The organism is Actinomadura luteofluorescens (genome assembly GCF_013409365.1).
GTDB lineage: Bacteria > Actinomycetota > Actinomycetes > Streptosporangiales > Streptosporangiaceae > Spirillospora > Spirillospora luteofluorescens.
Genome location: NZ_JACCBA010000001.1, coordinates 2,177,212 through 2,195,258, shown reverse-complemented (window position 1 = coordinate 2,195,258; position 18,047 = coordinate 2,177,212). Strand labels below are relative to the sequence as shown.

Here is an 18,047-nt window from a genome sequence, read left to right as displayed (position 1 = left end):
GACAGCGCGTCGGGTTAGCGAATCGGCGGCGCCGCGACCCGGCGGCGCGGAAGGGAGCACGGTGGCCCTCGATGATGGGGTGGTCCTCGACGGTGCGGCGGTGCGCCGGTGGTGCAGGCTCGCGGCGGAGGCCCTCGGCCGGACGAGGGCCGAGATCGACGCGCTCAACGTGTTCCCCGTCCCGGACGGCGACACCGGCACCAACCTGCACCTGACCGTCATCGCGGCGGCCGACGCCCTCGACGAGCCGCCGGGCGGCGCGGACCCGTGGCGGACCCTGGCGCAGGGGGCGCTGCTCGGCGCCCGCGGCAACTCCGGCGTGATCCTCAGCCAGGTGCTCCGGGGGCTCGCCGACGTCCTCGGCCCGCTGGAGGCGCCGCCGGACGGCGCGACCCTCGCGGCGGCCCTCGACCACGCGTCCGTCCTGGCCCGCGGCGCCGTCGAGCACCCCGTCGAGGGCACGATCCTGAGCGTCCTCGCCGAGGCCGCCGCGGCCTGCGCGACGGCCCCCGGGACCGGGCTGCCCGAGGCCGCGCGAGCCGCCGCCGCGGGCGCCCGGCGGGCGCTGCGCCGCACCACCGGGCAGCTGGACGTGCTGGCCCGCAGCGGCGTCGTGGACGCCGGCGCGGCCGGGCTCTGCGTCGTGCTCGACGCCCTCGTCGCCGTGATCACCGATGAGTACCCCGAGCGGTACGACGTCCCGCACCGCACCGCCGGGACGGCCGCGCCCACCGCGCCGGACCCGGCCGCCCAGGGCTTCGGCTACGAGGTGATGTACCTGCTGGACGCGCCCGACGACGCCGTCCACACGCTGCGGGAACGCCTCGACGGCCTCGGCGACTCCCTCGTCGTGGTCGGCGGTGACGGGCTGTGGAACGTGCACGTCCACGTCGACGACGCGGGGGCGGCCATCGAGGCGGGCATGGCGGCGGGACGCCCGCACCGCGTCCGCGTCACCTACCTGCACGCCGCCGAAGGCGGACCGCACGCGCCGCACACCGGCCGCGCCGTGATCGCCGTCACCGCGGCCGACGGGCTGGCCGCGCTGTTCGAGCAGAGCGGGGCGCGGGTCGTGCGGCGCGAGCCCGGCGCCGTCCCGCCGCTCGCGGTGCTCGCCGAGGCCCTCCTCGCCGCCGGCGACGAGGTGGCCGTGCTGCCGAACGAACCGGAGGTCCTCGCCCTCGCCGAGGCCGCCGCGGAGCGCGCGCGGGACGGCGGGGCGCGCATCGCGGTGGTCCCGACGAAGGCGTCCGTCCAGGGGCTGGCGGCGCTCGCCGTGCACGACCCGCTGCGCCGCTTCGCCGAGGACGTGATCGAGATGACCCGCGCCGCCGGCGCCACCCGCTTCGGCCACCTGGAGGTCGCCGCGCAGGAGGCGGTGACGAGCGCCGGCCTCTGCCGGCCGGGCGACGTCCTCGGCCTGATCGAGGGCGACGTCGCGACCATCGGCGCGGACCTCGCCGCGGTGGCGCGCGACGTCCTGGACCGGATGCTGTCGGGCGGCGGCGAGCTGGTCACGCTGATCCCGGGGCGGCACGCCCCGCCCGGCCTCGCCGCCGGACTGGAGGACCATCTGCGCCGCCGGCGGCCCGACGCGGAGGTCGGCGTCTACGCCGGCGACCAGGAACGCTACCCCCTGCTCATCGGCGTCGAGTGATTCCCGTCGCCCCCATCGGCTAGAAAAGACCCGTGGCAACTCTCGACGAGCCGTTGCGCAAGGTCCTCGGCGACAAGACGGCCAACGCCCTGAAGAAGGGCCTCGATCTGCACACGGTCGGCGACCTTCTGCACCACTACCCGCGCCGCTACGCCCACCGCGGCGAGCTGACGCAGCTCAGCGGGCTGCAGGACGGCGAGCACGTGACGGTCATGGCCGAGGTCGTGAAGGTGCAGGGCCGCTCCCTCACCCGCAGCCCCGGGTACGTCCTGGAGATCACCGTCACCGACGGGACCGGCGAGCTCAAGCTCAGCTTCTTCGGCCGCAAGGGCTCCTACCGGCCCGAGAAGGAGCTGTCGCCGGGCACCCGCGGCCTGTTCGCCGGGAAGATCAGCACCTACGTGCCACGCAGCGGCAGGGCCGTGCGCCAGCTGGCCCACCCGCAGTACAAGGTCGTCCACGAGAAGGGCGCCGAGGAGGCCGCGCAGGAGTGGGCGGACGAGATCATCCCGATCTACCCGTCCAGCAAGTCGCTGCCCATCGAGGCGATCAGCACGTCCGTCGAGACCGTCCTGGACCAGCTCGACCTGCCGGACGACCCCATGCCCGGCCCGCTCCTGCGCCGCCGCGGTCTGATCGGCCTGCGCGAGGCGTACGAGGGCATCCACCGCCCCGGCACCTGGGACGAGCTGGGCCGCGCCAAGGCCCGCCTCAAGTGGGACGAGGCCTTCGTCGTCCAGGTGGCCCTGGCCCAGCGCCGCGTCGCCGCCGCCTCCCTGCCCGCCAAGCCCCGCCCCCCGGCCTTCGAGGGCGTCCAGTCGGAGTTCGACGCGCGGCTGCCTTTCGAGCTCACCAAGGGCCAGCGCCAGGTGGGCGACGAGATATCCGCCGACCTCGCCAAGAGCCACCCCATGCACCGCCTCCTCCAGGGCGACGTCGGCGCCGGAAAGGCCCAACCGCTGGATTCCGAGGTGCTGACACCAGGAGGATTCCGGCGGATGGGCGACCTGGTGCCGGGCGATGAGGTGATCACGCCCGGCGGCGAGGTCACCGTGGTGCGCGGGGTCTTCCCCCAGGGCGAGCGTGACGTGTACCGGCTGGTCTTCTCCGACGGCACGTCGGTCGAATGCGACGACGAACACCTCTGGGCCGTCAAGACCGACACGGGCTGGCACAGGGGAAGCCCGCTCGAAGTGATGACGACACGGCAACTGCGCCAGGATCTTCTCCGCAAGTCCGGCGGGAGCCAGTGGTACGTGCCTCTGGTCGAGGCCCCCGAACTGGACTCGCCCGCGGAACGCCCGATCGACCCCTACCTCCTGGGCCTCCTGCTCGGCGGCGGTTTCATGAAGTACGGGCGGGTCGAGATCTCGTCTCGCGACCAGGAGATCATCGACGCGGTGGCCGAGCTCGCTCCGGACGGTTGCAGGCTCCGCCGGAAACAGGACCGGCCGCTCGGCTGGTCGATTCTGGGCTTGCGCCGCGGGAGCGGGAATCCGCTGATCGCCGCGCTTCGGGATCTCGGCGTCTACGGGAGGGAAGCGCACGACAAGTACGTTCCGTGGGGCTACCTGAACGCACCGATCAAGCAACGCCACGCGCTCTTGCAGGGCCTGCTGGACACCGACGGGACGTTGCGGGCCGAGGGCAGGGACGTCAGCCTGCTCTCCGCATCGAAGCATCTGGCCGAAGCGACCGCATGGCTGACGCGTTCACTCGGCGGCTACGCGCGATGCCGGAGGGTTCGCAAGGAGGGCAAAGACTACTGGGAGACCAGCGTCGCGCTGCCGAACGACTACCCGCCTTTCAGGCTGTCCCGCAAGGCCGAAAGGCTCCGGCCCCGCACGAAGTACGAACGGCGCCGCAAGGGCATCCGCGCCATCGAGTATGTAGGCCGCAAGGAAGTCCAGTGCATATCCGTCGCCCATCCTGAGCGTCTTTATGTGTCGGACGGCTGGACTCCCACCCACAACACCGTGGTCGCGTTGCGGGCGATGTTGCAGGTGGTGGACGGGGGAGGGCAGGCGGCGCTGCTGGCGCCGACCGAGGTGCTGGCGCAGCAGCACTACCGGTCGATCACCGGGATGCTCGGCGACCTGGCGCAGGCGGGCCGGATCGGCGGCGCCGAGCACGCCACCCGGGTGGCGCTGCTGACCGGGTCGCAGGGGGCGAAGGCGCGCAAGGAGGCGCTGCTGGAGGCGGCGTCCGGCGCGGCCGGGATCGTCGTCGGCACCCACGCGCTGCTCCAGGAGACCGTCCAGTTCGCCGACCTCGGGCTCGTCGTGGTGGACGAGCAGCACCGGTTCGGCGTCGAGCAGCGGGACGCCCTGCGCGAGAAGGTCGACGGCGGCCGCCCGCACGTGCTGGTCATGACGGCGACGCCGATCCCGCGCACGGTGGCGATGACCGTCTTCGGTGACCTGGAGACCTCGGTGCTCGGGCAGCTCCCGGCGGGGCGGTCGCAGATCCAGACGCACGTCGTGCCGCCCGAGAAGCCCGCGTTCCTCGCCCGCACCTGGGAGCGGATAAAGGAGGAGGCGGCGAACGGCCGGCAGATCTACATCGTCTGCCCGCGCATCGGGGAGCAGGAGGGCGACGAGGGCGACGCCGTCGTGGACGAGGAGGGCGAGCGCCGGTCCCCGCTCGGGATCATGGAGGTGCTGCCGAAGCTGGAGGAGCTGCTCGACGGGCTGCGCATCGGCGTCCTGCACGGCAAGCTGCACCCGGACGAGAAGGACGCGGTGATGCGCCGCTTCACCGCGCGGGAGCTGGACGTCCTGCTCGCCACCACGGTCATCGAGGTCGGCGTGGACGTGCCCAACGCCACCGTCATGGTGATCATGGACGCGGACCGGTTCGGCGTCTCCCAGCTCCACCAGCTGCGCGGGCGCGTCGGGCGCGGCTCCCTGCACGGGCTCTGCCTGCTCGTCACCGACGCGGCGCCGGGCAGCAAGGCCCGCGAGCGGCTGGACGCGGTCGCTTCCACCACCGACGGGTTCAAGCTGTCCCGCCTCGACCTGGAGCAGCGCCGCGAGGGCGACGTGCTCGGCGCGGCGCAGGCCGGGCGCTCGTCCAGCCTGCGGCTGCTCACGCTCCAGCGGGACGAGGACGTCATCCGCGACGCCCGCGAGGAGGCCACGGCGCTCGTCGAGGCCGACCCGGGCCTGGCGGACCACCCCGGCCTGGCCACCGTCCTGGCGTCCCTGCTGGACGAGGAGCGCGCCGACTTCCTGGAGAAGACATAACAGATATTGCCGACCTATTTGGTTGACAATGGGGCGCGGGCGGGACACGATGAACGCGTGAACCCGAGTCGTGCGCTGATCGCCCGCCTGCACGTCGACCTCCGGCGCCAGGCGAGCGCCCTGTGTCCCCGTCGCTGATCCCGACCCCCGGCGGGCCCGAACCCGCCCCCGGATCCGACGGCCGACCAGGAGGCCACGCCCATGACTCGCCCCATCCGGCTCGACCAGGCCGAACAATTCCTCCGCGACCCCGACCCCGCGACACGCGCCGAAGCCCTCACGGCCCTCACCAGAGCCGCCCGCACCGGAGAGGCGCCGCGCGGCACCGGCGACACCTTCGCCTGGGCCCTCGCCGACGACCACGAGAACGTCCGCCGCGTCGCCGCCGACGCCCTGCGCGACCTGCCCGAACTCTACTTCGGCGACGACGGCGTCGACGCGCTGCTCCTCGCCGCCGCCCGCGGCCGCGACACCACCGTCCGCGACACCGCCGCCGACCTCATCGGCATCCTCGCCAAAGGCGCCGCCGAACTGTACGCCCAAGGCTTCGAGGACGACGAACCACAGGTCCGCATCCAGGCCGTCCTCGGCCTGACCGCGCTCCGCGAGACCGCCCGCGTCGCCGAAGCCGCCGACGACCCCTCCCGCGAAGTCCGCGTCGCCGTCGCCGAAGGCCTCGGCCACCTCGCCCACCCCTCCGGCCTCCCCGCCCTCGAACACCTCCTCACCGACCACGACCCCGTCGTCCGCATCGCCGCCCTCACCACCGCCGCCGAACTCGGCGTCCCCGAACCCCTCGAAGGACGCGTCGTCACCGCCACCGCCCACGCCAACTGGCAGGTCCGCCGCCACGCCGTCCGCGCCCTGGCCGAAGCCCGCCCCGACGTCGCCGTCCAACCACTGCTCAAAGCCCTGCACGACCGCACCGTCGACGTCCGCCGGGCCGCCGTCCAAGCCCTCGAACAATGGGCCACCGACATCCCCGAGGTCATCACCGCCCTGACCGAAACCCTCACCGACCCCGACCCGGGCGTCCGAACCCAAGCCCGCTGGAGTCTTGCTTAAGGCCTTTTTCTCCTCCTTCGGGCGCTGAGCGCCCTCCATCGTCGATAAAGGCGGGCGATCGCTGGCATCGCTCCGACTCGCTGTGTTTATTGCAGTGCCCTCCTCCTTCGGGCCCCGGGGGGCCCTCCATCGTCGGGTACTGCGGCGATCGCTGGCATCGCTTCGACTCGCCTTGCGGCTCGCTGCGCGATCAGATTCTTGCTTCGCTCGAATCTGCCTTTGGACGCGATCGCGGCTATTGAGGTTGTTGCGTGGTGCTGTGTGGCTGAGGTTGTTGCAGTAGTGGGTTTCTGTTCTTGCTTGGCTCGCCTGGCGATTTGGGGGGGCGGTGAGTTCTCGTGATCGTTGATCGATCGCGAGGGTGACGTGGCCGGTCCTTCGGTCCGGCGTTGGAGCGGCCACGAACGGGTCGTCAGCGTGGCACGGCGCTGGCGGCCCGTTCTTATTGCCTTTTTCTCCTCCTTCGGGCCTTGGCGGCCCTCCATCGTCGATAAAGGCGGGCGATCGCTGGCATCGCTCCGGCTCGCCTTGCGGCTCGCTGCGCGATCAGATTCTTGCTTCGCTCGAATCTGCCTTTGGACGCGATCGCGGCCATTTCGGTTGTTGCGTGGTGCTGTGTGGTTGAGGTTGTTGCGATGGTGGTGGTCGGGAGGCGCCCTTTTGGCGGTGCGGTCAGGAATCGCGGGCGTGGCGCCTGCGGGGCGCAGCGACGGCGGCGCTTCCCGCGGCGATGGCGGTGAGGTCGCGCGCCACCAGGGGCAGCGCGTCGCCGCCGTTGAAGGGCAGTCCCTTCGGGGCCGCGAAACCGGCGGCGGCCGCCGGCTTGCCGGAGGCCACGCCAGGGGCGGACGGGATCTGCGGCAGCAGAGGCGACGACGGCACCGACGGAGGTGCCGGGGGACGGGGAGTCGGCGGCGTGGGCGCCGCGCTGGTGGTCTTCGTGCGCTCGTCTTACTTCAGCGAGGCGCCGAGTCGCAGATTGACGGTGGCCTGACCTTCGCCGGGCTCTTGGCCGTCTTCGGTCCGAAGTTGAGACCGGCTGCGAGCGGGTCGCCAGCGTGGCACGGCGCTGGCGGCCCGCCTTGCCGTGCTCACACCCTCGCCAGCGATCGATCGAATCTCCGCGCAGACGCCCGCCCCCTGCGCGACCCCGCGACGACCCCAATGGTCGCGATCGCGTCCGAAGGCAGATTCGAGCGAAGCAAGAATCTGATCGCGAAGCGAGCCGCAAGGCGAGCCGGAGCGATGCCAGCGATCGCCCGCGTTTCTCGACGATGGAGGGCCCTCCGGGCCCGAAGGAGGAGAGAAGCGCAATACTAAAACAGTGAGCAGGGTCATCGCGGGGAGTGCCGGGGGGCGGCGGCTGGCCGTCCCGCCGGGACGGGACACCAGGCCGACCAGCGACCGCGCCCGGGAGGGGCTCTTCTCCACGGTCCTGGCCCTGCTCGGTCCGCTGGACGGGCTGCGCGTCGCCGACCTGTACGCGGGCTCAGGCGCGGTCGGTCTCGAAGCGCTGTCGCGGGGCGCCGGCCATGCGCTGCTGGTCGAGTCGCATCCGCGGGCGATGAAGGTGATCCGGCAGAACGCCGGGACGCTCGGGCTGCCTGGCGCGGTCCCGTGCGCCGACAAGGTGGAGCGGCTCGTCCGCAAGGCGCCGGACGAGCCCTACGACCTCATCTTCGCCGACCCGCCGTACGCTCTGGCGGACTCGGCCGTGACCGCCCTGCTGGAGGATCTGCGCGACAACGGGTGGGCCACTCCTGACGCGCTGGTCGTCGTGGAGCGTGCCGCCCGGGGCCCGGCGCTTGAGTGGCCCGACGGCTACGAGGCCGAGCGGGAGCGACGTTACGGCGAGGCGGTGTTCTGGTACGGCCGCGCCGCCGGCCGTTGACATCCCGGCGGTTCGGGTAGAGGCATCCGCATGGAGCCCGGGATCGACCGCGCGGTGGCACGCATCTGGGTGATCACCCTGCTGCTGATCCTGGCGCTCCTGGTGAACGTCACCTACGTGCAGGGCTTCCAGGCGCAGGGGCTGCGGGACGACCCGCTCAACGCCCGCCAGTTCGAGGACCGCTTCAAGATCGACCGAGGGCCGATCGTCGCGGGCGGCGAACGGCTCGCCTGGTCCGAGCAGGTCGGCGACGACCGGTTCCAGCGCCGCTACAAGGACGGCGCCGCCTTCGCGCCGGTCACCGGCTACTTCTCGGTGTTCTCCCAGACGGGCCTGGAGGAGTCCGGGAACCACTTCCTGGACGGGACCGACCCCCGTCTCGCCACCACCAACCTCGTCGACAAGCTGATCGGCAAGCACGTCCCCGGCGGAACGGTGGTGTCCACCATCAGCCCCGACGCGCAGCGCGCCGCCTACGAGGCGCTCCGGTCCAGCGGTGCCCGCCGGGGAGCGGCGGTCGTCCTCGACGCGCGCACCGGCGCGATCCTGGTGCTGGCCTCCACGCCGTCCTACGACCCGAACGAGGTGTCGACGCTCGACCGGGAGAAGGCGACGAAGGCCTTCGCCCGGCTCGGCGACCAGCCGCGCAAGCCGCTGCTCGACAAGGCCGCCTACGAAGTGTTCCCGCCGGGCTCCACGTTCAAGACCGTGGTCGCCGCGGCGGCGCTGAGATCCGGCACGGGCGAGGACACGCGCGTCAAGGCCGGGCGCAGCTACAAGCCACCGGGCGCGGGGCAGGCGATCAACAACGACGCGGGCGACATCGGCGGCTCCTGCGACCTGCCCCGGATCCCCCTCATCGAGGCGTACGCGCAGTCGTGCAACACGACGTTCGCCTACATGGGCGCCCAGAAACCGGGCAACGACGCGGTGAAGGCGCAGGCGGACAGGTTCGGATTCGGTGAGCGGATCGAGTTCGCGGACGGCCTGAAAAGCGCCCCCAGTTCCTTCCCGGCGACCGACCAGCCGTCGCTCAGCGCGCTCGGCTCCATCGGGCAGGGCAGCACGGTCGCCTCGCCTCTGCAGATGGCCATGGTCGCCGCCGCGGTCCTCAACGACGGGGAGGTCATGCGGCCCCGGCTGGTGGACAGGCTGCGCGCGCCCGACGGCGCGACGGTCGACAGGATCTCGCCCCGACGGATGTCTCGCGCGCTGACCGGGGACCAGGCGAAGCAGATGCGGGACATGATGGAGGCCGTGGTCGAGCGGGGCACCGGCAAGTCCCTGCGGGGCACGTCCATCCTCGGCGGCAAGACCGGGACCGCCGACGTCGAGGGCGCCTCCTACAACGATCGCTGGTTCATCGGGTTCGGCCCGCGCAGCGATCCCAGGTACGCGGTCGCGGTGATGACCGAGGCGTCCGGGTACGGCATCGAGTCCGGCCCCCTCGCCGCCAGGATCGTCGACGCGCTGGGCGGCTGAGGACGGCCCCGGCGAGCCCGGTGGAAACCCGGCCGAATGCGATTTGGTACGTTCACGCCGCAGGTCAGAAACCGGGACCGAAGGGGTTCGCGCCGTGCGCCGTGTCGTCTGTCCGGGATCGTTCGACCCCGTCACCAACGGGCATCTCGACATCATCAGCCGCGCCTCCCGCCTCTACGACGAGGTGGTCGTCGCCGTGCTGATCAACAAGAGCAAGAAGAGCCTGTTCACCGTGGACGAGCGCGCCGACATGATCTCCGAGGTCACCCGGGAGTACGGCAACGTCTCGGTCGACACCTTCTACGGGCTCACCGTCGACTACTGCAAGGAACAGGACATCCCGGTGATCGTCCGGGGGCTGCGGGCCGTCAGCGACTACGAGTACGAGCTGCAGATGGCCCAGATGAACCACCGGATCGCCGGCGTGGAGACGCTGTTCATGGCGACCAACCCCGAGTACGCGTTCCTCTCGTCCAGCCTGATGAAGGAGGTCGTGAGGTTCGGCGGGGACGTCTCCGGCCTCGTCCCCGACAGCGTCCACGACCGGCTGGTGCAGCGCCTCCAGAAGGACGGCTGAACGGCCTGCCCCCTGGTGGACGGGCCGCGAGTTGGGTCAGCGGCCGGTGTTCGGTACCCTGGGACATCGGCCATCACAGGCGGCCGCCGTTCCACCATGCCTCACGAAAGCAGGATTCCGCTGACACGCAACGACCCCAGCGCTCCGTTCAAGCTCGACACACGAGCTCTGAGCAGGCAACCCGGGTCGTCGCGGGAGGAGCACCTGTCCGTGCCGGCACCGGAGAATTTCGGCGTCGAGATGGTGGGCGTCCCCGAGGGCGCCGCGATCGAGCTGGATCTCCGGCTCGAAGCGGTCCTGGAGGGGGTGCTCGTCACCGGCACGGCGACGGTCCCTCTCAAGGGGGAGTGCTCCCGCTGCCTCGACCCGATCGCCTCGACCTTCGAGGCGGACTTCCAGGAGCTCTACGTCTACGACGACACCCGCTCGGGCGGGAACGCCGAGGACGACGAGCTCCGCCTCGAGGGCGACCTGATCGACCTCGAACCGGTCCTGCGGGACGCGGTGCTGCTCGCACTGCCGCTGTCCCCGCTGTGCCGGGACGACTGCCCGGGCCTGTGCCCGGACTGCGGTGCGCGGCTCGCCGACGTCGAGCCGGGCCACCGCCACGACGTCGCCGACCCCCGGTGGGCGGCGCTGCGGGACCTTGCCGGCGACAACGCGCCGGCAGCCCCCGACCGGGGGAACGGGAGCTCCGGCACCCGTGATTCATCGGATCGAGAAGGAAAGCAGGAGGGCTGACGTGGCCGTCCCGAAGCGGAAGAAGTCGCGCAGCAACACGCGGCACCGGCGTTCGCAGTGGAAGACCGCGGCGCCGAACCTGGTCGAGTGCCCGACGTGCCGCGACCACAAGCTGCCGCACACTGCGTGCGCGACGTGCGGAACCTACGACCGGCGGCAGGTCATCGCCCCGTCGGCCTGAGTCTTCTCGCATCCTGGGGGGCGGATCCGCGCATGCGGCCCGCCCCTCACGGTGCGGAAGGACGAGCACCCCGACCACCCGGCGCGTGACGTCGGCGTGGTGACCGGCGCGGAGACTGCGCCCGGAGCCGTGGTGCACGCCGGGATCAGACCGACCGGCGCGCACCTCGTCTTCGCGGACCCTCCCCGCCGAGCGTCCTCGCCGTCCCGGCCCATCGGCCGCGCGCCGCAGAGGCGACCGCGCGCTGCGCGGTGCACGGCCTGCGAGGAGGGCCTGTGAGCGCTAAGAAGAGCGAACCCGCGCCGGACCGCGCGGAACTGACCGGCGCGCTCGGTGTCGACGTGGGCGAGGAGCTGCTCGAACGCGCCCTGACACACCGTTCCTACGCCTACGAGAACGGCGGCCTGCCCACCAACGAGCGCCTGGAGTTCCTCGGCGACTCGGTGCTGGGCCTCGTCGTCACCGACACCCTGTTCCGCGGCCACCCCGACCTGCCCGAGGGGCAGCTCGCCAAGCTGCGCGCCGCCGTGGTCAACATGCGCGCCCTCGCCGGCGTCGCCCGCGGCCTCGGCGTCGGCGCCCACATCCGGCTCGGCCGCGGCGAGGAGGGCACCGGAGGCCGCGACAAGGCCTCGATCCTCGCCGACACGCTGGAGGCGCTGATCGGCGCCGTCTACCTCGACCGGGGTCTCGGCGAGGCGTCCGCGCTGGTGCACCGGCTCTTCGACGGGCTGATCAAGCGGTCGGCGGGCCTCGGCGCAGGCCTGGACTGGAAGACCTCGCTGCAGGAGCTCACCGCCGTCGAGGAGCTCGGCGTCCCCGAGTACCACGTCGCCGAGAGCGGCCCCGACCACCAGAAGACGTTCCGCGCCTCCGTGCGGGTCGGCGGCGAGACCTACGGGTCCGGCGAGGGCCGCAGCAAGAAGGAGGCCGAGCAGCACGCCGCCGAGGCCGCCTGGAACGCCATCCGCGAGATCGTCGTCCAGCGCGAGGCGACCCAGGCCGAGCCGGCGCCGCGAGAGGCGGCCGAGGGCGACGACGCGGCCAGGGAGGCCGGGCAGGCGGCGCAGGCCGGTGCCTGAGCTCCCCGAGGTCGAGGTCGTCCGGCGCGGCCTGGAGCGCTGGACGACCGGTCGCACCGTCGCGTCCGCCGAGGTCCTGCACCCGCGGTCGGTGCGCCGCCACGCCGAGGGCCCCGCCGACTTCGCCGGACGGCTCGCCAAGCGCACCATGCTGGCCCCCCGCCGCCGCGGCAAGTACCTGTGGATCCCGCTCCGGGACGAGGAGGACGACGCACCCGGCGAGGCGGTCCTCGCGCACCTCGGCATGAGCGGGCAGCTGCTCGTCGGCGAGCCCGGCCGGGAACGCGAGAAGCACCTGCGGGTCCGCGTCGAGTTCGACGACGACGGCCTCGACCTGCGCTTCGTCGACCAGCGGACGTTCGGGCACCTCATGGTCGCCGACCTCGTCCCCGACGCCTTCGACGGGCGGGCCCTCGTCCCCGAGCCGATCGTGCACATCGCCGCCGACCCGCTGGAGGACGCCTTCGACGCGGAGGCCTTCTACCGCGCCCTGCGCCGCCGCAAGACTGGGATCAAGCGGGCCCTCCTCGACCAGTCCCTCGTCAGCGGCGTCGGCAACATCTACGCCGACGAGGCCCTGTGGCGCGCCAGGCTGCATTGGGCGCGGCCGACCGAGACGATGACCCGAGCGGACGCCGCGCGCGTCCTGGAGGCCGCACGAGAGGTCATGGCGGCCGCCCTGGAGGTCGGCGGCACGTCCTTCGACAGCCTCTACGTGAACGTCAACGGCGAGAGCGGCTACTTCGAGCGGTCCCTCGACGCCTACGGGCGGCGGGACGAGCCCTGCCGCCGCTGCGGCGCCCCGATCCGCCGCGACGAGTTCATGAACCGCTCGTCCTACAGCTGCCCGGTGTGCCAGCCGCGCCCCAGGCGGGCACGGTACTAGCGGGCACCGAGGGGGGACGATGGACGAGGACGACGAGACCGTGCGGCTCACGGCCTGGGTGCGAGGACGCGTCCAGGGCGTCGGGTTCCGCTGGTGGGTCAGGTCACGGGCGCTCGAACTGGGCCTCACCGGCAGCGCCACGAACCTCGGCGACGGCCGCGTCGAGGTCGTGGCCGAGGGCCCGCGCGGCGCCTGCCGCCGGCTTCTCGAGCTGCTGGACGGCGACGTCCCCGGCGGCGTTCCCGGACGTCCCGGCGCTGTGACCGGCGTCGTTGACCGCTGGGGCGCGCCGCGCGGAGAGGCCTCCGGGTTCCGGGAACGGTGACCGGGTAGGGAGTACCGGTTTGTACCTGCTAAACTGGTAGTGGAAGGTTGTTACCGGCCTGTGATGTGCGTCTTGACCAGGACAGCGCCCGGTGCGACTCTAGACGGTACGCGCACCTACATCAGCAGTTTCCCGTGCGCGATCCCTGCTGGTTACTCAGCGTGGAGGACCCTTAGTCATGGCGAAGGCTCTACTCGGCCACGTCGGCGGTCCCGACCCCCGGATGGTCGCGGAGATGCGGCGCCTGCAGCAGCGCGTACGTGACCTGGAGGCCGAACTCGTACGGCTCCAGGCGGAGAACGACGCGCTTGCGACGGCGACGGACGACGAAGTGATGTCGCTTCCGGTAAAGGAGCGCGAACCCGCGCTGACGTGATTTTTTGCTTTTTCTCCTCCTTCGGGCGCTGAGCGCCCTCCATCGTCGATAAAAGCGTGCGATCGCTGGCATCGCTCCGACTCGCCTTGCGGCTCGCTGCGCGATCAGGTTCTCGCTTCGCTTGAACCTGCCTTCGGACGCGATCGCGGCCCCCAAGGTCGCCGCGTGGTTGTGGTGAGGGCTGAGGTCGTCGCGATGGCCGCTTGCGCTTTGTGAGCACGGCTCGTCCAGTGGGCTCGCCACGTGTTTCGGGTGCGCGGGCCCTCTGGCTTCCGGACGCTACCCAGCCGCCGATGTTGTCGCAAGTGCGCTGCCAGGTACCCGCGTCGGCCTTGCGTGCCCTGGAGGGGCCTCCAACATCAGCGCAGGAAGCAACCGGGGCAAGATTCACCTTGCCTCGAACTCCCTGGGTGAGGCCAGGTGCTCACAGGCATCGAACCCGGCACCGACGCACCCGACGACGCTGAGGCGCTCGCTGTAGCGCGCCCCCTCTCCTTCGGCCCGGCTCCGATGTCGATGTCGACAACGAGGCCACCCGCCGAACTCACGCCACCTTGCACAGCTCCATCAGCGCCGTGACCCGACCGGAGCCGTCCCCACCCCCAGCACCCCACCACGGCGACGACCCCAACCGGCACAGCACCCCGCAACAACCCCACGCTCGCGATCGCGTCTGAAGGCAGGTTCGAGCGAAGCGAGAACCTGATCGCGCAGCGAGCCGCCAGGCGAGCCGAAGCGATGCCAGCGATCGCCCGTTTTCTCGACGATGGAGGGCCCCTGGGCCCGAGTGAGGAGAGAAAACCAATGAGTACAGCGGTATGTTTCCTTGGATGTTCTGGTGGAGGACGGGTGTGAGGGGGGCCGCTGGCGCGTGTATCTGAAGAATCTGACGCTGCGTGGCTTCAAGTCCTTCGCGTCCTCCACGACGCTCAAGTTCGAGCCGGGGATCACCGCTGTCGTGGGGCCCAACGGGTCCGGCAAGTCGAATGTGGTGGACGCGCTGGCCTGGGTGATGGGGGAGCAGGGCGCGAAGTCGCTGCGCGGCGGCAAGATGGAGGATGTCATCTTCGCCGGGACGGCGAACCGGGCGCCGCTCGGGCGCGCCGAGGTCGTGCTGACGATCGACAACTCCGACGGTGCGCTGCCGATCGACTATTCCGAGGTCACCATCAGCCGGCTGATGTTCCGGTCGGGGTCGAGCGAGTACGCGATCAACGGTGATTCGTGCCGGCTGCTGGACATCCAGGAGCTGCTGTCGGACTCCGGCATCGGCCGCGAGATGCACGTGATCATCGGGCAGGGGCAGCTCGACCGCGTCCTGCACTCGGGGCCGGAGGGGCGGCGCGCGGTGATCGAGGAGGCGGCGGGCGTCCTCAAGCACCGCAAGCGCAAGGAGAAGGCCCTCCGCAAGCTCGACGCGATGCAGGGCAACCTCACGCGCGTGCAGGATCTCACCGGGGAGCTGCGGCGGCAGTTGAAGCCGCTCGGCCGGCAGGCGGAGATCGCGCGCCGGGCCGCGGTGATCCAGGCCGATCTGCGGGACGCGCGGCTGCGGCTGCTCGCCGACGACCTGGTGACGCTGCGGACGCGGCTGGAGCAGGAGGCCGCCGACGAGGCCGCGATCCGGGAGCGGCGCACGGAGACCGAGCGAGCGCTGGGCGGGGCGCAGGAGCGTGAGGCCGTCCTGGAGGCGGAGGAGGCGGAGCAGGCGCCGAGGCTCGCGCAGGTCCAGGACACCTGGTTCCAGCTGTCGGCGCTGAAGGAGCGGCTCCGCGGCGTCGCCGATCTCGCCGCCGAGCGGCACCGCAACGCCGCCGAGGCGCGCGAGGAGGAGCGGCGGGGCCGCGACCCCGAGGACATGGAGCGCGAGGCGGCCGAGATCCGCGAGCAGGAGGAGATGCTCCGCGAGGCGCTGGACGAGGCCCGGGACGGGCTCTCCGGCGCCGTGCAGGAGCGGTCCGCCGCCGAGGATGCCCTCGCGGCCGAGGAGCGCCGCCTGCAGTCAGCGGCCCGCGCCGCCGCCGACCGCCGCGAGCAGCTGGCCCGGCTGCGCGGCCGGGTCGAGGCGCTGCGCAGCAAGGCGCAGGCCGGGCGGTCGGAGATCGGGCGGCTCGCGGACGCGCGGGAGGAGGCCGACCAGCGCGCCGAGTCCGCGCAGGCCGAGTTCGAGGCGTTCGAGGCCGAGGTCGTCGAGGACCCGGAGCTCGCCGCCGAGCACGAGGCCGCGCAGGAGGCGCTCGCCGCGGCGAAGGACGCCGCCGAGACCGCCCGCGCCGCCGTGGACGGCCCGCGCCGCGCGTTGAAGGAGGCCCGGTCGGCTTCGGGTGCGGCCCGCACCGCCGACCAGACGGCGCAGAAGCAGGTCGCGGCGCTCCAGGCGCGGATCGAGGCCCTGAACCTGACGCTCGCCAGCGCCGCCGACGGCGGGGAGGCGCTGCTGTCGGCCGCGTCCGACGGGACGCTCGGCGGGGTGCTGGGCACGGTCGCCTCGCTGCTGAACGTCCGGCCCGGATACGAGACCGCCGTCGCCGCCGCGCTGGGCGGCGCCGCCGAGGCCATCGCGGTGGGGTCCCTGGACACCGCCGAGGCCGCCCTCGCGCTGCTGCGCTCCCGCGACGCCGGACGGGCCGGGCTGGTCGTCGGCGGCGGGTCGCCGGCGCCGGCCGAGCGGGTCGCCGGGGCCGACTACGCCGTCGACGCGGTCGGCGTCCCGGATTCCGTGCGTCCCGCGTTCGAGCATCTGCTGCGGGACGTGGTCGTGGTCGAGGACGTTCCCGCCGCCGTCGCGCTCGTGCGCCGGGAGGCGTCGCTGCGGGCCGTCACGCGGGACGGGGAGCTCGTCGGGGCGCACTGGGCGCAGGGCGGCGCCGCCGGTGGTGGGCAGGGCCTTCTGCAGATGCGCGCGACGCTCGACCAGGCCACCGAGGACCTCGCCGCGGCCGAGACCGCGGCGGCCGCCGCCGCCGACGGTCTCTCCGAGGCGGTGGAGCACGAGCACTCGGCCCAGGCCGCCGTCGAGGCGGCCGAGGCCGCGACCGGTGACGCGCGGGCGGGGGTCGACCGCGCGCAGGCCGACCTCGACCGCGTCCGCGCGCGGCTGCGGGAGTACGACGCGCAGGCGGCGCAGGAGGCCAAGCGCGCCGCGCGCCTGGAGGCCGACGTCCGGGCGGCGCGGGGCGAGGCCGAGCGGCTGACGAAGGCCCTCGACGCGGCCGGGGAGTCCCTCGAACGCGACACCGAGGCCGCCGAGGAGCTGGCGGTGCGGCTCGCCGAGGCCGAGGAGGCCGCCGAGGTCGCCGACGAGGCCGGGCACGACACGGAGTCGCGCGACGAGCTGAACGCCCGCTGCCAGGAGCTGCGCACCGCGGAGATGGAGTCGCGGCTCGCGGTCCGCACCGCCGAGGAGCGCGTCCAGGCCATCGCCGGACGCGCCGACGCCCTCGAACGCGGCGCCCGCCGCGAGCGGGAGGAGCGCGCCCGCGCCGCCGAGCGCCGCGCCCGCCGGGAGGAGCAGGCCCGGGTCGCCAGGGCCGTCCTGCGGGGCGCCCGCGCGGCACTGGAGCGCATCGAGCACTCCCTCGCGGCCGCGGTGCGGCGCCGCGAGGCCGCCGAGCAGGCGAAGGCGGCGCGCGAGGCCGAGCTGAAGGTCGTCCGCGGGCAGGTGCGCGAGCTGTCGTCGACGCTCGAACGCCTCGTCAACGTCGTGCACGGCAACGAGGTCGCCCGCGCCGAGCAGCGGCTGCGGCTGGAGCAGTTCGAGCAGCGGGCCCTGGAGGAGTTCGGTCTCGAGGTGGAGGCGCTGGTGTCGGAGTACGGGCCCGACCAGCCCGTCCCGGCCGACCCCGAGAAGGGCGAGGACGCGCCGCCCGCCCCGTACGAGCGGGCCGTCCAGGAGAAGCGCGCCAAGACCGCCGAGCGGCAGCTCAACCAGCTCGGCAAGGTCAACCCGCTGGCGCTGGAGGAGTTCGCCGCCCTGGAGGAACGGCACGCGTTCCTCACCTCCCAGCTGGAGGACCTGAAGAAGACCCAGCGCGAGCTGCTCGGCCTCGTCAAGGAGGTCGACGACCGCGTCCAGCAGGTGTTCGCCGCCGCCTACGACGACACGGCCCGCGAGTTCGAGCGGATCTTCGCCCGGCTGTTCCCCGGCGGCGAGGGCAGCCTCTCGCTGACCGAGCCGGGCGACATGCTCGGCACGGGCGTCGAGGTCTCGGCCCGCCCGCCCGGCAAGAAGGTCAAGCGGCTCTCGCTGCTGTCGGGCGGCGAGCGGTCCCTCGTGGCCATCGCGTTCCTCGTCGCGGTGTTCAAGGCGCGGCCCTCCCCGTTCTACGTGCTGGACGAGGTCGAGGCCGCGCTCGACGACACCAACACCCAGCGGCTCATCACGGTCTTCGAGGAGCTGCGCGAGTCGTCCCAGCTGATCGTCATCACGCACCAGAAGCGCACCATGGAGGGCGCCGACGCCCTCTACGGCGTCAGCATGCGCGGTGACGGCGTCACCCAGGTCGTCAGCCAGCGCCTGCGCGACCTCGACTGACCCGG

14 protein-coding genes and 2 pseudogenes are annotated in these 18,047 nt (G+C 72.6%); 15 read left to right on the top strand and 1 reads right to left on the bottom strand.

All coding sequences use genetic code 11. The features are described 5' to 3' along the window. The first annotated feature begins 61 nt into the window (after window positions 1-61). The 5 genes and pseudogenes from fakA (at window position 62) to BJY14_RS09990 (ending at window position 5,967) form a co-directional block, all read left to right on the top strand. Window positions 62-1,657: a fatty acid kinase ATP-binding subunit FakA gene (gene fakA / locus BJY14_RS10000; RefSeq protein ID WP_179843350.1), complete on the top strand. Its 1,596-nt coding sequence runs from the start codon at window positions 62-64 to the stop codon at window positions 1,655-1,657. A 32-nt stretch (window positions 1,658-1,689) separates the two neighbouring features. Beyond that, a pseudogene (locus BJY14_RS45040) lies at window positions 1,690-3,366 on the top strand (OB-fold nucleic acid binding domain-containing protein); the annotation flags it as partial. A 261-nt stretch (window positions 3,367-3,627) separates the two neighbouring features. Continuing rightward, a pseudogene (locus tag BJY14_RS45035) lies at window positions 3,628-4,902 on the top strand (ATP-dependent DNA helicase RecG); the annotation flags it as partial. A 57-nt stretch (window positions 4,903-4,959) separates the two neighbouring features. Then, entirely contained in the window at window positions 4,960-5,040 is an 81-nt protein-coding gene (locus BJY14_RS47685; protein ID WP_361077255.1) for a putative leader peptide, read from the top strand. 63 nt (window positions 5,041-5,103) lie between these two features. Next, a complete protein-coding gene (locus BJY14_RS09990) occupies window positions 5,104-5,967 on the top strand; it encodes a HEAT repeat domain-containing protein (RefSeq protein WP_179843348.1) in 864 nt (287 codons plus the stop codon). A gap of 672 nt (window positions 5,968-6,639) precedes the next feature. Here BJY14_RS09990 and BJY14_RS09985 read toward each other — a convergent pair. Further along, window positions 6,640-6,849: a hypothetical protein gene (locus tag BJY14_RS09985; protein ID WP_179843347.1), complete on the bottom strand. Its 210-nt coding sequence runs from the start codon at window positions 6,847-6,849 to the stop codon at window positions 6,640-6,642. Window positions 6,850-7,291: 442 nt separating this feature from the next. On the opposite strand from BJY14_RS09985, the gene rsmD reads away from it, so the two are divergent. The 10 genes from rsmD (at window position 7,292) to smc (ending at window position 18,042) form a co-directional block, all read left to right on the top strand. Next, window positions 7,292-7,858, top strand: a complete 567-nt coding sequence (rsmD, locus tag BJY14_RS09980) for a 16S rRNA (guanine(966)-N(2))-methyltransferase RsmD (RefSeq protein WP_179843346.1) — start codon at window positions 7,292-7,294, stop codon at window positions 7,856-7,858. Between the two features lie 30 nt (window positions 7,859-7,888). After that, the gene (locus BJY14_RS09975; RefSeq protein WP_179843345.1) at window positions 7,889-9,340 is read left to right on the top strand and encodes a penicillin-binding transpeptidase domain-containing protein; all 1,452 of its coding nucleotides are present in this window, start codon (window positions 7,889-7,891) and stop codon (window positions 9,338-9,340) included. A gap of 94 nt (window positions 9,341-9,434) precedes the next feature. Further along, a complete protein-coding gene (gene coaD, locus BJY14_RS09970; protein WP_179843344.1) occupies window positions 9,435-9,917 on the top strand; it encodes a pantetheine-phosphate adenylyltransferase in 483 nt (160 codons plus the stop codon). A gap of 96 nt (window positions 9,918-10,013) precedes the next feature. Further along, a complete protein-coding gene (locus BJY14_RS09965; RefSeq protein WP_179843343.1) occupies window positions 10,014-10,658 on the top strand; it encodes a YceD family protein in 645 nt (214 codons plus the stop codon). Between the two features lies 1 nt (window position 10,659). Then, window positions 10,660-10,839 carry a 50S ribosomal protein L32 gene (gene rpmF / locus BJY14_RS09960; RefSeq protein ID WP_067632153.1) on the top strand — a complete coding sequence of 60 codons (180 nt, stop codon included), beginning with the start codon at window positions 10,660-10,662 and terminating at the stop codon, window positions 10,837-10,839. Window positions 10,840-11,156: 317 nt separating this feature from the next. After that, the gene (gene rnc, locus BJY14_RS09955) at window positions 11,157-11,921 is read left to right on the top strand and encodes a ribonuclease III (RefSeq protein WP_179849278.1); all 765 of its coding nucleotides are present in this window, start codon (window positions 11,157-11,159) and stop codon (window positions 11,919-11,921) included. Next, window positions 11,914-12,807 carry a bifunctional DNA-formamidopyrimidine glycosylase/DNA-(apurinic or apyrimidinic site) lyase gene (mutM, locus tag BJY14_RS09950; RefSeq protein ID WP_179843342.1) on the top strand — a complete coding sequence of 298 codons (894 nt, stop codon included), beginning with the start codon at window positions 11,914-11,916 and terminating at the stop codon, window positions 12,805-12,807. The genes rnc and mutM overlap by 8 nt, the downstream gene beginning before the upstream one ends. A 19-nt stretch (window positions 12,808-12,826) precedes the next feature. Next, complete coding sequence (locus BJY14_RS09945; RefSeq protein ID WP_179843341.1) at window positions 12,827-13,132, top strand: acylphosphatase; 306 nt, start codon at window positions 12,827-12,829, stop codon at window positions 13,130-13,132. A gap of 178 nt (window positions 13,133-13,310) precedes the next feature. Further along, window positions 13,311-13,508 carry a hypothetical protein gene (locus BJY14_RS09940; RefSeq protein WP_141577590.1) on the top strand — a complete coding sequence of 66 codons (198 nt, stop codon included), beginning with the start codon at window positions 13,311-13,313 and terminating at the stop codon, window positions 13,506-13,508. An 871-nt stretch (window positions 13,509-14,379) separates the two neighbouring features. Continuing rightward, window positions 14,380-18,042, top strand: a complete 3,663-nt coding sequence (smc, locus tag BJY14_RS09935) for a chromosome segregation protein SMC (RefSeq protein ID WP_179843340.1) — start codon at window positions 14,380-14,382, stop codon at window positions 18,040-18,042. Window positions 18,043-18,047: the final 5 nt, after the last annotated feature.

Excerpts from the sequence above, each read along its gene's own strand:
- BJY14_RS09990 (WP_179843348.1), top strand. The coding sequence starts at position 5,104 with ATGACTCGCCCCATCCGGCTCGACCAGGCCGAACAATTCCTCCGCGAC.
- BJY14_RS09975 (WP_179843345.1), top strand. The coding sequence starts at position 7,889 with ATGGAGCCCGGGATCGACCGCGCGGTGGCACGCATCTGGGTGATCACC.
- BJY14_RS09965 (WP_179843343.1), top strand. The coding sequence starts at position 10,014 with ATGCCTCACGAAAGCAGGATTCCGCTGACACGCAACGACCCCAGCGCT.
- BJY14_RS09945 (WP_179843341.1), top strand. The coding sequence starts at position 12,827 with ATGGACGAGGACGACGAGACCGTGCGGCTCACGGCCTGGGTGCGAGGA.
- BJY14_RS09940 (WP_141577590.1), top strand. The coding sequence starts at position 13,311 with ATGGCGAAGGCTCTACTCGGCCACGTCGGCGGTCCCGACCCCCGGATG.